This is a genomic window from Falsiroseomonas oleicola, from assembly GCF_019029495.1.
Lineage (GTDB): Bacteria > Pseudomonadota > Alphaproteobacteria > Acetobacterales > Acetobacteraceae > Falsiroseomonas > Falsiroseomonas oleicola.
Map to the genome: position 1 here is coordinate 362310 of NZ_JAERQM010000002.1, position 18708 is coordinate 381017.

15 protein-coding genes, 1 tRNA gene and 1 riboswitch are annotated in these 18708 nt (G+C 70.3%); of the genes, 10 read left to right on the forward strand and 6 right to left on the reverse strand.

The window, feature by feature from the left end; genetic code table 11:
* Together JJQ90_RS08555 and JJQ90_RS08560 are read left to right on the forward strand one after the other, a co-directional pair.
* Window positions 1-531 (forward strand): hypothetical protein, encoded by a 531-nt coding sequence (locus JJQ90_RS08555; RefSeq protein ID WP_216874356.1) that lies wholly within the window; start codon window positions 1-3, stop codon window positions 529-531.
* Between the two features lie 111 nt (window positions 532-642).
* The gene (locus JJQ90_RS08560; protein ID WP_230410498.1) at window positions 643-1545 is read left to right on the forward strand and encodes a DMT family transporter; all 903 of its coding nucleotides are present in this window, start codon (window positions 643-645) and stop codon (window positions 1543-1545) included.
* Window positions 1546-1578: 33 nt separating this feature from the next.
* Here JJQ90_RS08560 and JJQ90_RS08565 read toward each other — a convergent pair.
* Together JJQ90_RS08565 and JJQ90_RS08570 are read right to left on the reverse strand one after the other, a co-directional pair.
* A tRNA-Leu gene (locus JJQ90_RS08565) sits at window positions 1579-1663 on the reverse strand.
* A 28-nt stretch (window positions 1664-1691) separates the two neighbouring features.
* Window positions 1692-2090 (reverse strand): cupin domain-containing protein, encoded by a 399-nt coding sequence (locus JJQ90_RS08570; protein WP_216874358.1) that lies wholly within the window; start codon window positions 2088-2090, stop codon window positions 1692-1694.
* Between the two features lie 120 nt (window positions 2091-2210).
* Between JJQ90_RS08570 and otsB the strand changes: the two genes are divergently transcribed.
* The 3 genes from otsB to JJQ90_RS08585 all read left to right on the forward strand — a co-directional run bounded on the left by otsB (window position 2211) and on the right by JJQ90_RS08585 (window position 5517).
* A complete protein-coding gene (gene otsB, locus JJQ90_RS08575; RefSeq protein ID WP_216874359.1) occupies window positions 2211-2939 on the forward strand; it encodes a trehalose-phosphatase in 729 nt (242 codons plus the stop codon).
* On the forward strand, window positions 2936-4348 hold the full coding sequence (locus tag JJQ90_RS08580) for an alpha,alpha-trehalose-phosphate synthase (UDP-forming) (RefSeq protein WP_216874361.1): 1413 nt from the start codon (window positions 2936-2938) through the stop codon (window positions 4346-4348). The genes otsB and JJQ90_RS08580 overlap by 4 nt, the downstream gene beginning before the upstream one ends.
* Window positions 4349-4464: 116 nt before the next feature.
* A complete protein-coding gene (locus JJQ90_RS08585) occupies window positions 4465-5517 on the forward strand; it encodes an acyltransferase family protein (protein ID WP_216874363.1) in 1053 nt (350 codons plus the stop codon).
* Between the two features lie 63 nt (window positions 5518-5580).
* Here the strand turns inward: JJQ90_RS08585 and JJQ90_RS08590 are convergent, their stop codons facing one another.
* The 4 genes from JJQ90_RS08590 to JJQ90_RS08605 all read right to left on the reverse strand — a co-directional run bounded on the left by JJQ90_RS08590 (window position 5581) and on the right by JJQ90_RS08605 (window position 10508).
* Entirely contained in the window at window positions 5581-7527 is a 1947-nt protein-coding gene (locus tag JJQ90_RS08590; RefSeq protein WP_216874365.1) for a TonB-dependent receptor plug domain-containing protein, read from the reverse strand.
* A 160-nt stretch (window positions 7528-7687) separates the two neighbouring features.
* A riboswitch (cobalamin riboswitch) is annotated at window positions 7688-7921 on the reverse strand.
* Between the two features lie 31 nt (window positions 7922-7952).
* On the reverse strand, window positions 7953-8573 hold the full coding sequence (locus JJQ90_RS08595; protein ID WP_216874367.1) for an exopolysaccharide biosynthesis protein: 621 nt from the start codon (window positions 8571-8573) through the stop codon (window positions 7953-7955).
* A 19-nt stretch (window positions 8574-8592) separates the two neighbouring features.
* Window positions 8593-9300 (reverse strand): exopolysaccharide biosynthesis protein, encoded by a 708-nt coding sequence (locus JJQ90_RS08600; protein WP_216874369.1) that lies wholly within the window; start codon window positions 9298-9300, stop codon window positions 8593-8595.
* 230 nt (window positions 9301-9530) lie between these two features.
* Window positions 9531-10508, reverse strand: a complete 978-nt coding sequence (locus JJQ90_RS08605; protein ID WP_216874371.1) for a Bug family tripartite tricarboxylate transporter substrate binding protein — start codon at window positions 10506-10508, stop codon at window positions 9531-9533.
* Window positions 10509-10596: 88 nt separating this feature from the next.
* On the opposite strand from JJQ90_RS08605, the gene JJQ90_RS08610 reads away from it, so the two are divergent.
* From JJQ90_RS08610 to bcsA, 5 genes are all read left to right on the forward strand, one after another.
* Window positions 10597-11220 (forward strand): DUF1194 domain-containing protein, encoded by a 624-nt coding sequence (locus JJQ90_RS08610; protein ID WP_216874373.1) that lies wholly within the window; start codon window positions 10597-10599, stop codon window positions 11218-11220.
* Between the two features lie 48 nt (window positions 11221-11268).
* Complete coding sequence (locus tag JJQ90_RS08615; protein ID WP_216874375.1) at window positions 11269-12381, forward strand: 2-aminoethylphosphonate--pyruvate transaminase; 1113 nt, start codon at window positions 11269-11271, stop codon at window positions 12379-12381.
* Between the two features lie 360 nt (window positions 12382-12741).
* Complete coding sequence (locus JJQ90_RS08620; RefSeq protein ID WP_216874377.1) at window positions 12742-13302, forward strand: hypothetical protein; 561 nt, start codon at window positions 12742-12744, stop codon at window positions 13300-13302.
* Between the two features lie 30 nt (window positions 13303-13332).
* Window positions 13333-14160: a cellulose synthase operon protein YhjQ/BcsQ gene (locus JJQ90_RS08625; protein ID WP_216874379.1), complete on the forward strand. Its 828-nt coding sequence runs from the start codon at window positions 13333-13335 to the stop codon at window positions 14158-14160.
* Window positions 14157-18707, forward strand: a complete 4551-nt coding sequence (gene bcsA, locus JJQ90_RS08630) for a UDP-forming cellulose synthase catalytic subunit (protein ID WP_216874381.1) — start codon at window positions 14157-14159, stop codon at window positions 18705-18707. Before JJQ90_RS08625 ends, bcsA begins: the two co-directional genes overlap by 4 nt.
* Window position 18708: the final 1 nt, after the last annotated feature.

An 18708-nucleotide genomic window follows, 5' to 3' on the forward strand; every position in this document is an offset into this window, starting at 1 on the left:
ATGAGCAAGGAACCGCCGCGCAGCCTACGCGCGATCGAGCAACCGGCCGAGATTGAAAGGCTGCTGGCCCTCTGGGCAGCCGCCTTCGATGAAAAATCCATCCCCGCCCGCGCCAAGCCCCGGCTGCGCCCCGCGGCCACCGGCCGCAAGGCCGGATGCACCCTGTGGCAGGCCAAGGTGGCCGGCCTCGACATGAACATCTGCCTGGAGGAGGTCACCTCCAACCGCTGGCGGCTGGACCATGGCAATCAGGGCGCGCTGGCCCTGATGGACGGCACCCCGGTGCTGCTGCGGCAATGGTATGTGAAGCGGGCGCCCACCGACGCCTCGCTCTCCGCCGCCGAGATCGCGCAGGTGACGGAGGAGGCGCCCTTCTACGTCACCCCCGGCGTGCATCGCGGCGCGCCGTCGGAGCGCCGGCTGTACCAGGTGGTGGCCGACCTGACCCAGCCGCCCGAGGCCATCCGCGAACAGACCGCGGCCGCCATCGCCCGCCAGACCGCGGCCAACGAGAAGTTCGGCTTCGTCTGACCCGAAGCCCTCTCCCCCAGTGGGGGAGAGGGTTGCGCGGATCAGTCCCGCGCAACGACCGGATGGCGCCGCGCCGCCGCCGCGTCCTATCCACCCGCCATGACCACCCCCATGAATGCCCGTCTCTGGACCCTGCTGCTGGCGCTGGCCGTCATCTGGGGCGGGTCCTTCTTCTTCATGGCCGTCGCGCTGCGGGGCTTTCCGCCCTTCACCATCGTGCTGGCGCGCGTGGCCCTGGCCGCCGGCGCGCTCGCTCTGGCCTGCCGCATCCTGGGCCTGGCGCTGCCGGCGACGCGCGCCGCCTGGCTCGCCTGCGCCGGGATGGGGCTGCTGAACAATGCCATCCCCTTCACCCTGATCGTGGTCGGCCAGCAATACATCCCCTCCGGCCTCGCCGCCGTGGTGAATGCGGCGACGCCGGTCTTCGCCGTGCTGGCGGCGCATGGGCTGACCACGGACGAGAAACTCACGCCCAACCGCCTGGCCGGCACGCTGCTGGGCCTGCTGGGGGTCGCCATCCTCGCCGGCCCCGCCGCCTTCGGCCGTGGCGCGGCGGATGAGGCCTTGGGCATCGCGCTGTGCCTGGGCGCCTGCCTCTCCTATGGCCTGTCGGGTGTCTGGTCGCGCCGGGTGCGCCGGGCCGGGCTGGCGCCGCTGCCGGCGGCGACGGGGCAGTGCATCGCCTCCAGCCTGATGATGCTGCCGCTGGTGCTGGCCTTCGACCGGCCCTGGGCGCTGCCCACCCCCTCGCTGGAGGCGGTGGCGGCGCTGCTGGCGCTGGGGCTGCTGGCAACCGCGCTGGCCTATGCGCTGTTCTACGCCATCCTGGCCGGGGCGGGGGCCACCAACACCATGCTGGTGACCCTGCTGGTGCCGGTCACCGCTTTGCTGCTCGGCGCGCTGGCGCTGGGGGAGGTGCTGGCGCCGCGCCACTTCGGCGGCATGGCGGTGATCGGGCTGGGCCTGCTGGCGATCGACGGGCGAATTCTGCGCGCCGCCCGGGCTCGCCTTTAGGCCTGCCCGTGGGCGGCATCGCGCCACGAAAAGTGGTGCGGGCGGTCGGAATCGAACCGACACTCCTCTCGGAACCGGATTTTGAGTCCGGCGCGTCTACCAGTTCCACCACGCCCGCGCGGCGCACAGCCTAGCGGAAAAACCGCTCAGGGGAAACTGTCCGGAGGTGTCTCCCGTTGCGTGGCGAAGTCGGCGGGGCTGGTGATCTCCAGCAGCTCCAGATCCTCGGAATGCGCCACCTCCACATGGCGGATGCCGGGCGGCTGCAGCACTGAATCGCCGGGATGGAAGGTGACCGTGCCGATATCCTCATAGGTGAAGGTCACCCAGCCGCGCAGCACATAGACAAGCTGGAAGCCCAGCGCGTGGCTGTGCCATTCCGGCGCCGCCCCCTGGCCGGGCACGGCGCGGATCACATGCGCGCCGAAGGCGCCGCCGCTCGCCTGGCGGACGCCCAGGTCGCGATAGGCGAAGAAGCTGCGCAGCCCGGTCTCGAAAACCGCCTCCGCGGCATGGCTGACCGTCGTGCGGGGTGATGGGGACATGCGGTTCCTCCTGCGTCTTTGGCCTGAAGTTAACACGCTCTCCACGGGCCGCGGCAGATTGTCCTCACGATCGCGTGACCGCGAGGGAACCGAAACGCCTGCAATGTGCTAGGCTGGGGCATGCAAGACTTTCCCACCGCGCCCGCCCAGGCGGCGCTTTTCCTCGACTTCGATGGAACCCTGGTGGAGATCGCCGAACGGCCCGACGCCGTCGTGGTCCCGCCTGACCTGCCGAGCCTGCTGGAACGGCTCTCCGCGCATCTGGGCGGGGCGCTGGCCATCGTCTCCGGCCGCCCGCTTCTGGAACTCGACCATTTCCTGCCGGTGGCCATCGCCAAGGCCGGCAATCACGGCGCGGTGCTGCGCCCGCTGCCGGATGGTCCGGTGGAACAGCCGGCCCTGGCATCCCCCCCTGCGGCCTGGCGCGCCAAGGCGGGGGCCTTCGCGGAAGCCTTCCCCGGGGCCTTCATCGAGGACAAGGCGCATGGCTTCGTCCTGCATTTCCGTCAGGCGCCCGAGGCGGGTCCGGAGGCCGGGATGCTGCTGACCTCCCTGGTTTCGGAAGCGCCGGATGATTTCGCCCTGATGCCCGCGCATATGGCCTGGGAGGTGACGCCGCGCAGCGTCTCCAAGGGCACCGCCGTGGCCTATCTGATGTCCCGCAGCCCCTTCGCCGGGCGTGTGCCGGTGTTCATCGGGGACGATGTCACGGATGAGGCCGGAATGGCGGTGGCGCGGGAAGCCGGCGGGCTCGGCCTGCGGCTCCAGGACAGTTTCGGCACGCCGGGTCGCTTCCGCGACTGGCTGGCCGTGCTGGAAGGGCAGCTCGCGCGCGGGGTGGCGGCATGAGCCGGCTTGTCATCGTCGCCAATCGCGTCCCCGACCCGAAGGAGGCCGGCGCGACGGCGGGCGGTCTTGCGGTCGCCATGCACGACGCGCTGGCGAAGCGGGAAGCGGTGTGGTTCGGCTGGTCGGGCAAGACCGCGGACCAGACCGGCACCGAGGCGAAGCTGGTGCCGCATGGCAACACCACCTATGCAACGATCGATCTGGGCCATGACGACTACAAGCACTACTACCAGGGCTTCTCGAATGCCGCGCTCTGGCCCGTGCTGCATTACCGCCTCGGCATCGCGCGCTTCGACCGGCGCGATTTCGCCGGCTACCAGCGCACCAATGCCGCTTTCGCCGCGGCCCTGGCACCGCTGCTGAAGCCGGACGACACGGTCTGGATCCACGACTTCCACCTGTTCCCGATGGCGGCGGATTTGCGCGCGCTGGGCTGCAAGCAGCGCATCGGCTTCTTCCTGCATGTCCCCTTTCCGCCGCGCTCCGTCTTCAACGGCCTGCCGCATGCGGAGGCGCTGCTGGCGACGCTGGAGGCGGTGGACTGCATCGGCACCCAGACCGAGGACGATGCGGAAAACCTGCGCGCCGCGCTGATCGCCATCGGCAAGGGGGATGTGGCGCTGCGGGTCGGCGCCTTCGCCATCGGCATCGACGCCACCGGCTTCGCCAAGCTCGCCGCCCAGCGCGCGCGGGTGAAGGAGGTTCAGCGCCTGCGCGATTCGCTCGGCGGGCGCTCGCTGGCCATCGGCATCGACCGGCTGGATTATACCAAGGGCCTGCCGCAGCGCATTGCCGGCTTCGGCGCCATGCTGGAACGCTTCCCCCGGCATCGCGGCAAGATCACCTTCCTCCAGGTCGCCCCGGTCAGCCGTGGCGACGTGGCCATGTATCGCGCGCTGCGGCGTGAACTGGATGAGGGTGTGGGCCGCATCAACGGCCAGATGGCGGAGCCCGACTGGGCGCCGATCCGCTACATCACCCGCGCGGTGGCGCGGCCGACACTCGCAGGCTTCATGCGCATGGCCCGCATCGGCCTGGTGACGCCGCTGCGGGACGGGATGAACCTGGTGGCGAAGGAGTATGTCGCGGCGCAGGACCCGGCCGACCCCGGCGTGCTGGTGCTGTCGCGCTTTGCTGGCGCGGCGGTGGAACTGGATGGCGCGCTGATCGTCAATCCGCTCGACCCGGACGACATCGCGGAAGCGCTGGATGCGGCGATGGACATGCCGGCGGATGAACGCCTGGACCGCTGGAATCGCAACTGGGCCAGCGTGAAGGCAGGCTCCGCCAATATCTGGTGCCGCCGTTTCCTCTCGGCGCTGGAGGGGACGGAGGCGGTGGCCGATGCGGGCCAGGCGGAAGCCCAGCCGGCCCCGACCCGCAAGCCGAGGCGCAAGCGCGCGGCGTGATGATTGCTGGCGGCGCGCCGGCGTCGGTGCTGGCACGTCGTCTAAAGAACGATTAACCTTCCCAGGTGGGAAGCAGCCTGGCGGTTGTTGACCGGAGCAACCGTTGGACCCGCACCATGCCCGCGCATCTCAATAGCGTTCAGTATCTGCGGGCGATCGCGGCCATGATGGTCGTGCTGTTCCACATGGGTGTGCCGCTGCAGCGCCTTGGCTATGAGGGGTCCTGGCCGGATTGGCCGGCGCGCGGGATCGACATCTTCTTCGTCATCAGCGGCCTCATCATGTGGGTGGTGACGGCCGACCGGAATGTTCGGCTGCGGGACTTCTTCTACCGAAGGGTCGTGCGCATCGTCCCGATCTATTGGCTGCTCACCAGCTTCATCGTCGGCCTGCTGCTTCTCGCGCCGGCCCTGGTGCAGAGTGGGCGCTTCGAGGTCTGGCATGTGGTGGCCTCCTACCTCTTCCTGCCCGCATCCCACCCGGTCATCGACATGGTCGCGCCAGCGCTCATCCCCGGCTGGACGCTGAACTACGAGATGTTCTTCTACGCCATCTTCGGATTGTCGCTGCTGCTGCCGCCAGGGCAGCGGTTGCCGGCGATCTGCGGCGTTCTGGCCCTGCTCGTCGCGCTGGGCGAGATCATGCGGCCGGGAGGCGTGATGCTTGCCTTCTACACCTCACCCATCATCCTGGAATTCGGCTTCGGCGTGGCGCTTGGCGCCGCATTGGGGCGCGGCTGGGCGATGCCCCCCTGGCTCGCCTGGCCGACGATCGGGCTCGGCTTCGTGGCGCTGGCGATGGGCGACGAGGCCTGGGCACACCGGGTCATCGTTGCCGGGCTGCCATCACTGGCCATCGTCGCCGGCGTCGTCTCGCTGGAGGTGGCCGGAAAGGTGCCCAGCCTGCGCGTCCCGAACCTGCTGGGCGACGCCTCCTACGCGCTCTATCTCACACATACCATCGTGCTGTCGGCCATGGGCCAGGTCGCCTACCGCCTCGGCCTCGGTGGGCTGCCGGGCGGGCTGGTGATCTTTGTCCTGCTGGCCTGCGTCGCCACGCAACTGGCCTCCCTCGCGATCCATATGGCGTTCGAGAGGCCGCTCAACCGGCGGCTGCTTCGTCTGGGCCGTGACATGGGGTCGGCCAGGACCTTGCGGGTCGCGGCCTGAGCGGCCTGATGCCGCGGCGCCCATCCGGGTGCTCGGGCCGGTCAAGAGACCGGCCCGCGGGGATCAGAACACGAAGCGCGTGCCGACCAGCAGGCTGCGCCCCGGCGTGACGAAGCCGTTCGCCGGCTCCCACCGGCTGTTGCCCAGGTTGCGGCCCTCCGCATAGGCGGTGATGGCCGGCGTCACGCGGTAGGACGCCGTCAGGTTCAGCACGGTGCCGGACTTGTTGTAGCGCACGCCCGACAGGAAGTTGCCGCTGTCGTCATAGGAGGCGGTGTCCGGAGACGGCCCGGTGAACAGCACCTCCGGCGCGATCACCAGCCGGTCGGTGGGCGACAGCCGCGCCCCGGCGGAAACCACGTTGCGCGGCCGGCGGGCCAGCGGCGCGTCGGTGACCTCGTCCCGCGCATCCGTGATGGTCCAGGCCAGCCTTGTCTCCAGCCAGCGCGCCGGGCGCAGTCGCAGCTCCATCTCCACGCCCTGGCTGCTCGCCTTCTCGATGTTCTCCAGGCTGGAGAAGGCCCGGTTGAAGTTGATCAGGTCGTTGGTGCGGGTGTTGAAGTAGGTGACGCCCACGGTCGCGCCGTCGCGCCGGCCGAAGATCGGCAGGTCGGTGTCGAAGCCGGCCTCCCAGGCGAAGGAGGTCTCGGCCTCCAGATCCGGATTGCCGCGGAAGAAGCTGCCGATGCGGCCGAAGCGCTGGTACAGCGACGGCGCCTTGAAGGCCGTGCCCGCCGAGACGCGGAGGCGGGAGGCCACCTCCGGCACCGCCAGCACCGCACCGGCGCGCCAGGACAGGAAGCCGTCATAATCCTCCGCCAGGTCCTGCCGCAGCCCGGCGGACAGGTCGAGCCGGTCGCCCAGCCGTGCCTGCACGCCCGCATGCAGCGCGGTGCTGCTGGCCCGCGCATCCGTCACGGTCCGGAAACCCGGGGAGCCGGAGGTGGCGTCCACGCTCTCCCGCTCATGCGTCACGCCGAAGGCGAGGCCGGCCATGGAGAAGGGGCCGACATCGCCCAGCCGCACCCGGTTGCCCCAGTCCAGCGTCTGGCGCTGGCCGCGATAAAGGTCGTCCGTGCTGGCGCTGCTGCGCGCATCGGGCAGGTTGATGTAGCGGCGGCGATCCTCGGTCACCGCGGCGCGCAGCCCGGTGGTCCAGACGCCGTCGAACAGGCGGGTCTCGGTCCGCAGCTGGCCGAACCAGCGGCGGTCATTGCCCTCGTAATTCGGGTCGTCATTCGGGATGTTGTCGAGGTCGAGCTGGTTCTCGCGCCAGCGCAGCAGGCCCTCCACCATGCTGGTGCCATCGGCCCAGCCGAAGCGGGCGGTGCCGGCGCCGGCGCGCAGCGCCTCCGTCTCCTTGGTATCGGCGCGGAAGCGACTCGGCGTGGCATCGCTGCCCTGGGTGGTCAGGCCCTGGCCCATGACCATGTAGTTCCAGTTGCCGAGCGAACCCGCCGCGCCCAGCGCACCGCGCGCCGTGCCCTGGCTGCCGCCGGCGACGTCGCCGAAGACCTGCACCGGCACGCCGGCCGGCGCGCGCCGGGTCACCAGGTTGATGACGCCGCCGATGGCGCCGGAGCCATAGAGGGCGGAGCCCGGGCCGCGCACGATCTCGATGCGCTCGATATCGCCCAGCAGCTCATTGCCGAAGTTGAAGGCGCCATTGGCCTCCGACGGGTCGTTCACCGGCACGCCGTCCAGCAGGACGAGAACGTGGCGGGAAGCGGTGCCGCGGATGAAGACGCTGGCCTGCTGGCCGAGGCCGCCGCCCTGGACCAGGTTCATGCCGGGCACGGTGGCCATGGCCTCGGCCAGGGTCTGGTAGCCGCGCTCCTCGATATCCGCGCGGGTCAGCACGGTGATGGCGGCGGGCACACGCTCCGCCTCGGTCGGGATGCGGGTGGCGGTGACGATGGTCTCGGGGATGGCCTGCTGGGCCAGGCCTGGGGCGGACAGCAGCAAGGGCAGGGCGAGCGCGAGGGGCGCGGCCCGGTTCATGGACTTCATTCGCATCGGTTCCTCCGTGCGATCAGACGACATGCCCGGCGACCCTTCCGGGCCATCAGGCGGCTGGCGTCGTCGCCGCCGGCGGAGACGAGCGGACAGCGGCGATCCTTCGCCACTGGCCTGTCGTTCCGTTGCGCCGGTGCACCCCGCCCGGCACGCGCGTGACGTCTCTGCGCCGGCCGGTCTCCTGGCTCGCGGAGCACCGGGTGGCACACCACCCGGATCCTGTCCCCGCCTTCTCGGACCCGGATCAGGGTCCAATGGCGTCAGGGAGACAGGGTCTCCGCCTACAGTTGCGGGGGCAGCCGCGGACGTGGCCCGGCGGGTTGCCCCGGCTGGCCTTCGCGCGTTCCCGTTTCAGCCCTTGCGGGCCACCGTCGCATGGCGGCCTGTTACCATTGCGTCGCGGCGCCGCCAACCAGGCTTCAGAACATCCAGCCCAGCGCCTGCAGACCCAGCCAGCCCAGCATCCCGAGCACCACGGTGGCGAAGACGCAGCCGGCGATGGTCAGCGCCACGCCCCAGCCGGTGACCTTGCTGTCATGTTCGATCAGGCCGAGGGCCATGACGATATTGCCGAAGGCCGGCGGGCCGTTGGTACCGGGACCCGGCAGGATCAGCATGATGGCGACATAGGCGGTCAGCCAGCCGATGATCCGTTCCCCGAGCGGGGAGGTGAAGAAGCCCGGCCGTGGCTTCACGTATTTCTCGATCCGCCCGAGACCCTTGGAGGAGGCGGAGGCGAGCCGCAGCAGGTCGGCCCGCTTGATGGTCTGCCGCGCCAGGATGCCCGGCAGTTTCGGCACCCGCAGGCCCAGCCCCATCTGCACGCCGAGGATCAGCAGCGGCGTGCCGAAGACGCTGGCCATGCCGGGCAGCAGGCCCGGCAGCAGCAACAGCAGCAGCAGCATGCCGAAGGCGCGGTCGCCGAAGGCCTCCGCCATCTCGCCCAGGCTGATACGCTCCCCGGGGAAGGCGGCCGCGACCTCCGCGACGATGCGGGAGATCGGGGCGGACTCGGCGGACGGCCCTGTCTCCGGGCTCATGCGCCACCTTCTGCGCGGGTCAGTTGAGCCCGAACAGCCAGGTGAAACCCGCCATCAGCATCCAGCCGACGCTGCCGATGATCGACAGCGCCAGCAGCGTGCCGCAGATGCCAAAGACCGCGCCGGCCAGGATGGTGCGCGTATCCTCCTCCATCAGCCCGATCGCCATGATGAGGCAGGCGAGCGAGGGCGGACCATTGGTGAAGGGCAGCGGGATGCAGACGATCGCGGCCAGGAAGACGCCGTAATAGCCGATCAGCCTTTCGCCCATCCGGGTGGTGAGCCAGGAGGGGCGCGGCTTCACGAAGCGTTCCACCCGGCGCAGCCAGGGCAGCGCCTTGTCCGCGATCATCCGCAGATCGGCGCGGCGCATCGACCGGCGGGTGAGCATCACGGGCAGCTTCGGTGTCGGCAGCCCATAGGCCAGTTGCGCGCAGATGATGAGCAGCGGCACGCCGAAGATGGGGCTGAGGCCAGGGATATAGACCGGCAGCAGGTTGGGCAGGGCGAAGAGAACGATCAGCACGCCATAGCCGCGCGCGCCAAGCGCCTGCATCAGATCGCCCAGGGTTACCCGTTCGGATGGCCAGTCCCGCGCCAGGGCGGTGACCAGTTCGGAGACGGGGACGGGGTGGGCATGCGAATCCGTCGCATGCTGCGTGTCGTGAAGCCCGTCGATGGCGCTTCCACTCCTGTCCCAGCCCGGACATTTCGGTCCGGCAGCCATTCCCTGGACCGCTGGATAGCACGGCTTCCCGGGGCTTCACAGGGGCATGCTCACGCCCGCGTGACTTGTATCTGGGCATCGGGGCTTTGCTTGCGCCGGGGCAGGGGACGATCCTAGCTTTCTTTGCCCAGGCTGTAGCGCATCGGCCGCCGGGGCGAAACGCCCCGGCCTGTCGTCCACATGAAAAACGGTTGAAGATCAATCCACAAGGCGGCCAGCGCCGCCGCGGGCTATTGCGGCTGGAAATTCGCGATCCGCAGCAGCTCCGCATTTCGCGCGACATCGGCGACGATGAAGCGCTCCGCCTCCTCCACCGTCTCGGCCACCGGTTCGAAGCCCAGGCCGGTCAGGCGCTGCACCACCTCCGGCTCCCGCAGCCCGGCGACGAGGGCGGCATTGATCCGATCCGCGATCTCCCGCGGCATGGCGCGGGGGCCCCAGACGCCGTACCAGGAATAGAATTCGAAGCCGGCCAGCCCGCCTTCGACTGCCGTCGGCAGTTCCGGCGCCAGGGGTGTGCGGGTGGGGGTGGCGATGGCGAGCCCGCGCAACTGCCCGCCGCGCACCAGCGGCAGCGTGGACAGCACGGGGTCGAACATCAACTGGGTATTGCCCGCCGCCACATCGGTCAGCGCCGGCGAACTGCCGCGATAGCCGACGATCTCGATATTGGCGCCGGTGACGCGGTTGAACTCGATGCTGGCCAGGTGCCCGGCGGCGCCGAGGCTGCTGGTGGCGAAGGTCCAGCGCGCCGGATCGCGCTTCGCCGCCTCCACCACCGCCGCGATCGTGGTCTGCGGCAGGCGGGGGTTGGAGACCAGCACCAGCGGGCCGCGCGCGGTGCGGGCCAGGGGGATGAAATCCGCCACCGGGTCATAGGGCGCCGCCTTCATCACATGACGCGCCATCGGGTGGATCGAGGCGGAGGCCAGGATGGTATAGCCATCGGGCGCGGCCTGGAGCACCGCCTGGCTGCCGATAGCGCCATTGGCCCCGGCGCGGTTTTCCACCACCACCGGGACGCCGAGCTTTTCCTGAAGTTTCTGGGCGGACAGCCGGGCCATGGCATCGGTCGCGGCGCCGGGTGTGTAGGGGACGATCATGCGGATCGGACGCGCCGGCCAGGCCTGGGCCAGGACCCGGGGGGCCGCGAGGGAGGATGCCAGCAGACCACCGCCTGCCGCCAGAATGCCACGCCTGTCGATCATCCTGCGCTCACCTGTCTTGTTCGTGAGGCATGCTGGCATCGGCCAGGCGGGGATGCAAACAGCTTCGTGGAACAGGATGGTTATACCGATGGATGACGTGGATATCGCCCTCTGCCTCGCCATGGATGTCTCCGCGAGCGTCGATTTCGCCGAGTTCAACCTGATGGCCGGCGGTACCGCTGCCGCCTTCCGCGACCCCGATGTGCTGGCCGCCGCCACCGCCGGGCCGCGCGGCGCGGCGGCGGTGGCGCTGCTGCTGTGGTCCGGACCCGGGGCGCAGGACCTGGCGGTGGGCTGGACCCGCATCGCCGATGCGGCGGGGGCGGAGGCTTTGGCCGTCGCCATCGAGAACTGCCCGCGCCTGCCCCGCCCCGGCGCCACCGCGCTGGGGGAGGGGATGGCCGCCGGCCTCGCCGTGCTGGCCCGCGCGCCGGGCGACCCCACGCGACTGGTGCTCGATGTCTCGGGCGACGGCCGCCACAATGCCGGGCGGGCGCCCGGGCCGGTGCGGGACCTGGCGGTGGCAGCGGGGCTGACGGTGAACGGCCTCGCCATCCTGAACGAGGAGCCGGACCTGCTGGACCATTATGTGGCGGAGGTGATCGGCGGCCCCGGCAGCTTCGCCATGCCCTGCGCCGACACCATCGATTTCGCGGACGCCATCCTGCGCAAGCTGCGCCGGGAATTGCTGGGTGGCACCTTGGTCGTATAGCCGGGGGTGGTATAGCCGGGGGGCAATGCCTCAGACGGTGAAATCCCCATGCTGCTGCTGATCCCCGGCCCCGTGCAGACCCGCCCCGAAGTCCGCGCCTGCATGGCCGAGGATATCGCCCCCTGGGACGAGGATTTCCGCGACGAATACGCCGCCATGCGGCCGCGCATCGTGCAGATCGCCGGTGGGGTGGAAGGGGTGCATGCCTCCATGCCGCTGCCGGGCTGCGGCCATATGATCATCGAGGCGGCGATCCGCACCTTCGTGCCCGCCGGCCGGAAGCTGCTGGTGGTGCGCAATGGCGGCTATGCCGAGCGTCTGGCACGGCTGGCGGAGACGGCGGGCCGGGTGGTGGTGGCGCTCGACGGGCCGGACGACGTGCCGATGTCGCCGGAGCGACTTGCCCAGGCATTGGCGGAGAACCCCGATTGCGGCCATGTCGCGCTGGTGGTCAGCGAGACCGGCACCGGCATCATCAACGACCCGCAGATCCTGGGGCCGGTGATCGCGGCGGCGGGGCGGCGGATGATCTGCGACGCGGTCTCCGCCTTCGGCGCGCTGCCGTTCCGCATGGACGCGCATCCGGAATGCGATGTCGTGGTCTTCACCTCCAACAAGTGCCTGGAGGGTCTGCCGGGCTTCGGCTTCGCCGTGGCGCCGATCGCGCGGCTGGAAGCCTGCCGTGGCCAGGCCGGATCCTGGGTGATGGATCTGTCGGACGTCTACGACCACGCCCTGAAGAACGGGTGGGGCAGCTTCCGCTTCACCCCGGCGGTGCAGGCGCTGCGGGCCTTCGGCAAGGCGATGGAGGTCTATGAGGCGGAGGGGGGTCAGCCGGCGCGCCTCGCGCGCTACAGCCGCAACCGGGACGTGATGTATGCGGGGCTGAAGGCGCTCGGCTTCACGCCCTATGTCGCGCCGGAGCATCAGGGGCCGATCATCGTCAACGTCTACCAGCCCAACGACCCGAAATGGAGCCTGGAGGCCTTCCAGCGGGGCATGAAGGCGCGCGGCGTGATCCTTTCCGACTTCTCCTCGACCAAGGTGCCCAGCATGCGCTTCGGCTGCATCGGCGCGATCGACGAGAAGGACATCCGCTTCGCCCTGACGCAGGCCGAGGCGGTGTTGGCGGAGATGGGCGTGACGCAGCGCGGCGTCTGACAACGCCGGGTCTGGCTGCGCCCTGTTGCTTGACACGACCAAGGTTTGTCGCGCTGTCGACACGACAGAATCACGTTTTTCTTCCCGCCGCGGGCAGTCGCCGGACCCGGCGCCGCATCCATTTCAACAGGCGCCGCCAGAAGGCCCGCGAGCGAAGGCGATTTACCGAAAGTTGTTTCTTGTAGAGAATGGAATCCGACGCCGACATTTTGTTGACTTTAGCAAAATCAATGGCTAACTGTAATCACGCGTCCATTTTTTTGGTTGGCCCGAAGAAACATGCAGCAACATATCGCGAGGCTCGTTTCTTCTTGCGGGCTTTCGCGATTCGACTACCGCGCATGGCCGGGCATCGAAGTCGTGGTCGCACAGCCCGCAGCGCGGGAGGATGCACCGCCCGCGCCGCGGGAGGACGAGGCGGCACCGCCTGCCGCCGATGAGGTGTCTGGCGCCGCTGCGGAGGATGCGGCGGCGGCGATGCCGCTCCAGGCGAGCCAGCCCCAGCCGGTGTTGCCCCAGCCAGCGCCGGCCAAGACGCAGCCGCCCGAGGCATCGCGGCCCGCGCCGTCCTCGCCCGACCCGCGTTCCGGCGACGAGGCGATGTCGAGGCCGCGCGCCAGGTCCTTGCTGGCGGGTCTTGCGAAGCTGATCGAATCACCGCCGCCACGGATCGTCATCGCGGAACCGCCTGTCGCGCCGATCGCGCCACCGGGTCTTGGTCGCCGGGCACAGGAGCGTCCACCCGGCCCGCCCCCTGGCTATGAAGCGCCCGTCCATGTCGGCTACCTGCCGGCACCGAAGGCGCCACAAACGCCACGCGCGGCGGCGGCCCCGCGCCGCTTCGCGCTGCTCGACGAAATCGCCGTCGCCAGGCGGCGCGTTGACCCGCGCCGCGGCGCGTCGCATCTGCCCCCGGATTAATCCCACTCCAAATAGAGCACGCCCAGCATCATGCCGCTCGTCGCATTCGTCTCGCCCAAGGGGGGCGTCGGCAAGACCACCCTCGCCGCCAATGTCGCCGCCGTGCTGGCGGCGCGGGGGCATGAGGTTGTGGGCCTCGACCTCGATCCGCAGAACGCGCTGCGCCTGCATCTCGGCGTGCCGATCGATCACGATGACGGCTTCCTCGCGCAGCTCGGGCAGGAGCGCCCCTGGCGCGAAGGACTGCGCCAGACGCGGGCCAATGTCGCGCTGCTGCCGCATGGCTACACCGAACCCCATGCCGCCCTGGCCCTGACCCGCCTGCTGCTGGAACAGCCGGAGGTGTTGGCCAACCAGGTGAAGGACATGCTGGCCGCGCCGCAGCGCGTCGTGGTGGTCGATGCCCCGCCGGGACCCTCGCCGGCGCTGTCAGCCGTCTTGCCGCTGGCGGATGTGATCTGCGTCGTGCTGCTCTCCGATTCCGGCTCGGCCTCCTTCATCCCCTCCATCGTCACCGGGCGCTTCCTGGGGCGCGGGACCCTGGCGGCGCGCTCGGCGCTGAAGGCCATGCTGGTGTTGAACCAGGTGGAGCTGGGCGCGCCGCTCTCCGATGCCGTGCTGGATTTCGCCCAGCAGGCCATGGGCGACCGCCCGGTGAGTGTCGTTGCGCGCGATCCCGCGGTGGCGGAAGCGCTGGCCGATCGCCGCCTGCCGGTGGAGGGCGCCGGCCCGGGCGCGGACGACCTGGTGCTGCTGGCGGAGCGGATCGAGGGTCTGCTGGCCCTGGCCGCGCCGCCGGACAGGGACAAGCCGCGCCCGGCCTTCTCCGCCCTGGCCTCCTGGGGGCACCGGCGTTGATCCGCGCCGCGACGGAGGGCAGGCTGCCGCTGCCCGGCCGTCTGCTGCGCGGCACCCTGGTGGGTCTCGGCCTGCTGGCGCTGGTCATCGTCGTCACGGTGCCGCTGCCGGGACCGGCGCAGGGCGTGCTGACCCTGGCCGGCGCCGCCGCCTTCATCATCCTCAACCGTTTCCGCTCGCGGTTGGTGACCGTGGTGCTGGTGATGCTCTCGGTCGCCATCACCAGCCGCTACCTGTTCTGGCGGGTGACCCAGACCCTGGAATTCGAAACCTTCCTGGGCGGCGTCCTCTCCATCGGCCTGATCCTGGCGGAGTTCTACGCGGCGACGCTGCTGTTCCTGTCCTATGTCCAGCTCACCTGGCCGCTGGAACGCAAGCCGGTGCCCCTGCCGGCGAACATGGACGAATGGCCGACCGTCGACATCTACGTCCCGTCCTACAACGAGGATCTGGAGATCGTCCGCCCCACCGTGCTGGCCGCGATGAACATCGACTGGCCGCGCGACAAGATGAACGTCTACATCCTGGATGACGGGCGCCGCCCCGCCTTCCGGCAATTCGCCGAGGACATCGGCTGCGGCTACATCATCCGCCCGGACAACAAGGGCGCCAAGGCCGGCAATATCAACCATGCGCTGAAGCACACCGATGGCGAATACATCGCCATCTTCGACTGCGACCACGCGCCGACCCGCGCCTTCCTGCAATTGACCGCCGGCTGGATGGTGCGGGACAGGCGCATCGCGCTGGTGCAGACGCCGCACTTCTTCTACTCGGCCGACCCCTTCGAGCGGAACCTGGCACGCCAGCGCCCGGTGCCGAATGAGGGCCTGCTGTTCTACGGCGCGATCCAGCCCGGCAACGACCTGTGGAACGCCGCCTTCTTCTGCGGCTCCTGCGCCCTGATCCGGCGCACGGCGCTGGAGGAGGTGGGCGGCGTGCCGCACCAGACGGTGACGGAGGACTGCCACTGTTCCTTCCTGATGCAGAAGAAGGGCTGGCACACCGCCTATATCCGCCTGCCGCTGGCCGCCGGCCTCGCCACCGAACGCCTGTCCATCCATATGGGCCAGCGCATGCGCTGGGCGCGCGGGATGATCCAGATCCTGCGCCAGGAAAACACGCCGATGGCGCGGGAGCTGACGGTGGCGCAGCGGCTTTGCTACACCACCGCGGGCTTCTCCTTCCTGTTCGCGCTGCCGCGCATCGTCTTCCTGACCTCGCCGCTGGCCTTCCTGTTCCTCGGCCAGAACATCATCGCCGCCTCGCCGCTGGCCATCATCGCCTATGCCGGCAGCCACATGATCCACGCCTTCGGCACCGCCGCGCGCCTGAACGGCAAGAACCGCCATTCCTTCTGGTCCGAAATCTATGAGGCGACGCTGGCCGGCCCGCTGGTGCGGGTCACCCTCGCCACGCTGTGGGACCCGTTGAAGGGCAAGTTCAACGTGACCGACAAGGGCGGCATGGTGGAGGAAGGCTATCTCGACGTGCGCGCCGTGCTGCCGACCATGATCATCCTCGGCCTGCTGCTGATCGGCGTTTCCATCGGCCTCTACGGGCTGTTCACCACGCCCACCGCCTCGCTGGAATTCCAGGCCTATGCCCTGAACACGCTCTGGGCCGTGCTCTGCCTGGTGCCGGTCTCGGCCGCCGTCGCCGTCGGCGTGGAGCGGGAGCAGATGCGCGCCCGCGCCCGGATCCAGACCGCCATCCCGGCGGAGGTGGTGCTGCCGGACGGGCGGCGCATGCCGGCCACGACCTCCGACCTGTCGCTGTCCGGCGCGCGGCTGCGGCTGGACCGGCCGCTGGGCGTGGCGGATGAGGAAAACTGCCGCATCGCCCTTCATGTGGGGGGCGAGGTGCAGGAAGTGCCGGCGCAGCTTGTGCGCTGGGACGACAATGAGGCGATGGTGCGTTTCCAGCTCAAGGATGTCCGGGACGAAATGGCCTTGGTGCGTGTGTTCTTCGGCCGCCCGGATGCCTGGATCGAATGGGACAACTGGGCGCGCGACAAGCCGCTGCGGGCGCTGCGCGACGTGGTCGCGGCGACGCGCGACGCGGTCTTCGTGCGCTACCGCTTCCGCATCCGCGGCACGCCGGTGCGCACCCCGGCGGCGCTGATCGCCGCCTCCGAACGCAAGTCGGAGATGCTGCGCCCGCGTCAACCGCGCGCGGTCGCGCCGGCTCCGGCGCCGGTCCGGCTGCCTGATGTCGCCGCCGGCTTGCTGCTCGCGGCGATGCTGGGCCTCGCCGCGCCGGCCTTCGCCCAGGCGCCCCTGTTGGACCCGGGCGCGCTGATGGCGCAGCCGCTGCCCCCCGCGCTGCCACCCGCGGCACCGACGCCCCTGGCCGCGCCGCCGCCGCTCGCCGCCGCGCCGCTGTCCTCGCCCTCGGTGCGTGAGCTGCGCTTCACCTTGCGGGAGCTGGGCCTGGCCGGCCCGATGCAGTTCCGCGGCACGGCGGATCTGCAGGGCGTGCTGTTCGGCTTTTCCCGCGACGAGGTGGTGACGGCGGCACGGCTGGTGGTGCAGGGCGGCTCCTCCGCCCAGCTCCTGCCCTCCCAGTCGCAGGTCGCGGTGACGCTGAACGAACAATTCGTCGGCAATATCCCGCTGGACCCGGCGCGCGGCGCCTTCGGGCCGGTCGGCTACGACCTGGACCCGGTGGCCTTCGCCGAGCTGAACCGGCTGAACTTCCGCTTCAGCGGCCGCTACACCACCGAATGCAACGACCCGCTCTCCGGCCTGCTCTCGGCCAATGTGTCGGATCTCTCCACGCTGTCGCTGACCATCGAGCGGCTGATCCCCCAGCGCGATCTGGCGCGGCTGCCGGAGCCGTTGTTCGACCGCCGCAACCTGCGCCAGGCGCTGACGCTGCCGGTGGTCATGGCCTCCGAATCCGGGGCCACGGCGCTGCGCGCGGCGGCCATCGCCACCTCCTACTTCGCGGTGGAGGCCGATTACCGGGGCGCCCGCTTCCCGGTCTTCCGGCAGATTCCGCAGACCGGCAATGCCATCGTCCTGGTGACCAGCGAGGATGCCGTCCCCAACCTCCCACTGCCGCGCATCGCCGGGCCCACTTTGTCCCTGGTGCCGAACCCGACCGACCCCTTCGGCACGGTGCTGGTGATCGCCGGCCGGTCGGAGGTCGAACTGGTGCAGGTGGCGACCACCCTGGCCGTGGCCGGCAACAGCTTCGGCGGCGAATCGGTGGAGGTCTCGGCGCCGCCCAGCCTGGCGCCGCGCCGGCCCTATGACGCGCCGCGCTGGGTCTCGGCCAGTGGGCCGGAGGAATTCGGCCGGCGGACCGATCGGAACGACCTCCAGGCCTATGGCTACACCCCCGGCACCATCCGCGTGCCGCTGCGCACGGCGCCGGACCTGCTGACCTGGGCCGGGCGCGGCATTCCGGTGGACATCGCCTTCCGCGCCCCGGCCGGGCAGGTGCTGGATGTCGCAGCGTCGCGGCTGGATGTCGCCGTCTCCGGCGCCTTCCTGAAATCGCTGCCGCTGGGCTCGGGCGAGCGCTGGTGGCTGCCCGGCTTCGCCACGAACTGGCTGACCGGCACGCTGCTGGACGATCCGGCGGTGCGGCGGGGCAGGGTGCTGGTGCCCACCTATCTGCTGGCGGGCCAGGACGAGCTTCAGATGCGCTTCGACATGCGCCCCCTGGCGCGGGGCGATTGCGCCGGCATCCCGGGCGACATCCGCGCCGCGATCGAGCCGGATTCGACCATCGATATCTCGGGCGCCTGGCGCTATGCGCGCCTGCCCTCGCTCGGCTTCTTCGCCTCCTCGGGCTTCCCCTTCACCCGCATGGCGGACCTCTCCGCCACCACGGTGGTGCTGCCGGAGCAGCCGAACACGGTCGAGATCGGCGCCTTCCTCGACCTGGTCGGCACGCTGGCCCTGAAGGTCGGGCTGCCGGCGACCGGGCTCCAGGTCGTCTTCCCCAACGGGCTGTCCAGCATCGGGGACCGGGATGTGATCCTGCTCGGCACGCTCGCGCGCCAGCCGGCGGCGCCTGCGCTGCTGCGCGGCAGCGCGGTCCAGCTTGCGGACGGGCGCGTCAGCCTCGGCGCCTCCGACCGCCTGTCCTCGCTGCGCGCGCTGTTCCTGGGCGAGGGGGAGGAACGGCAGCGCGCCGCCGCCGCCTTGTCGGGGCTGGGCGACAACGTCGCGCTGATCGTCGGCACTGAATCCCCCAGCCATTCCGGCCGTTCCGTGGTCGCCATGCTGGGTGTCACGCCGCTGGCTTTGGCCAATGCCGTCACCACGCTGCGCGACCCGGCGACGGCGGGGCAGGTGCAGGGCGATCTCTCCGTGCTGAATGGCAACCGTGTCAGCGCCTTCAGCACCGGCCGCGGCTATACGGTCGGCGATCCGCCCCTCTGGCTGATGCCCTATCTGTGGATCGATGAGCAGCCCTGGGCGGTCGGCCTCCTCATGCTGGCGGCGGCCCTGTTGCTGGGCCTGCCCACCGCCTGGATGCTGCGCCGCCGTTCCGCCATGCGCCTGCGCGCGCGCAGCCCGAAAGGTCATTGAG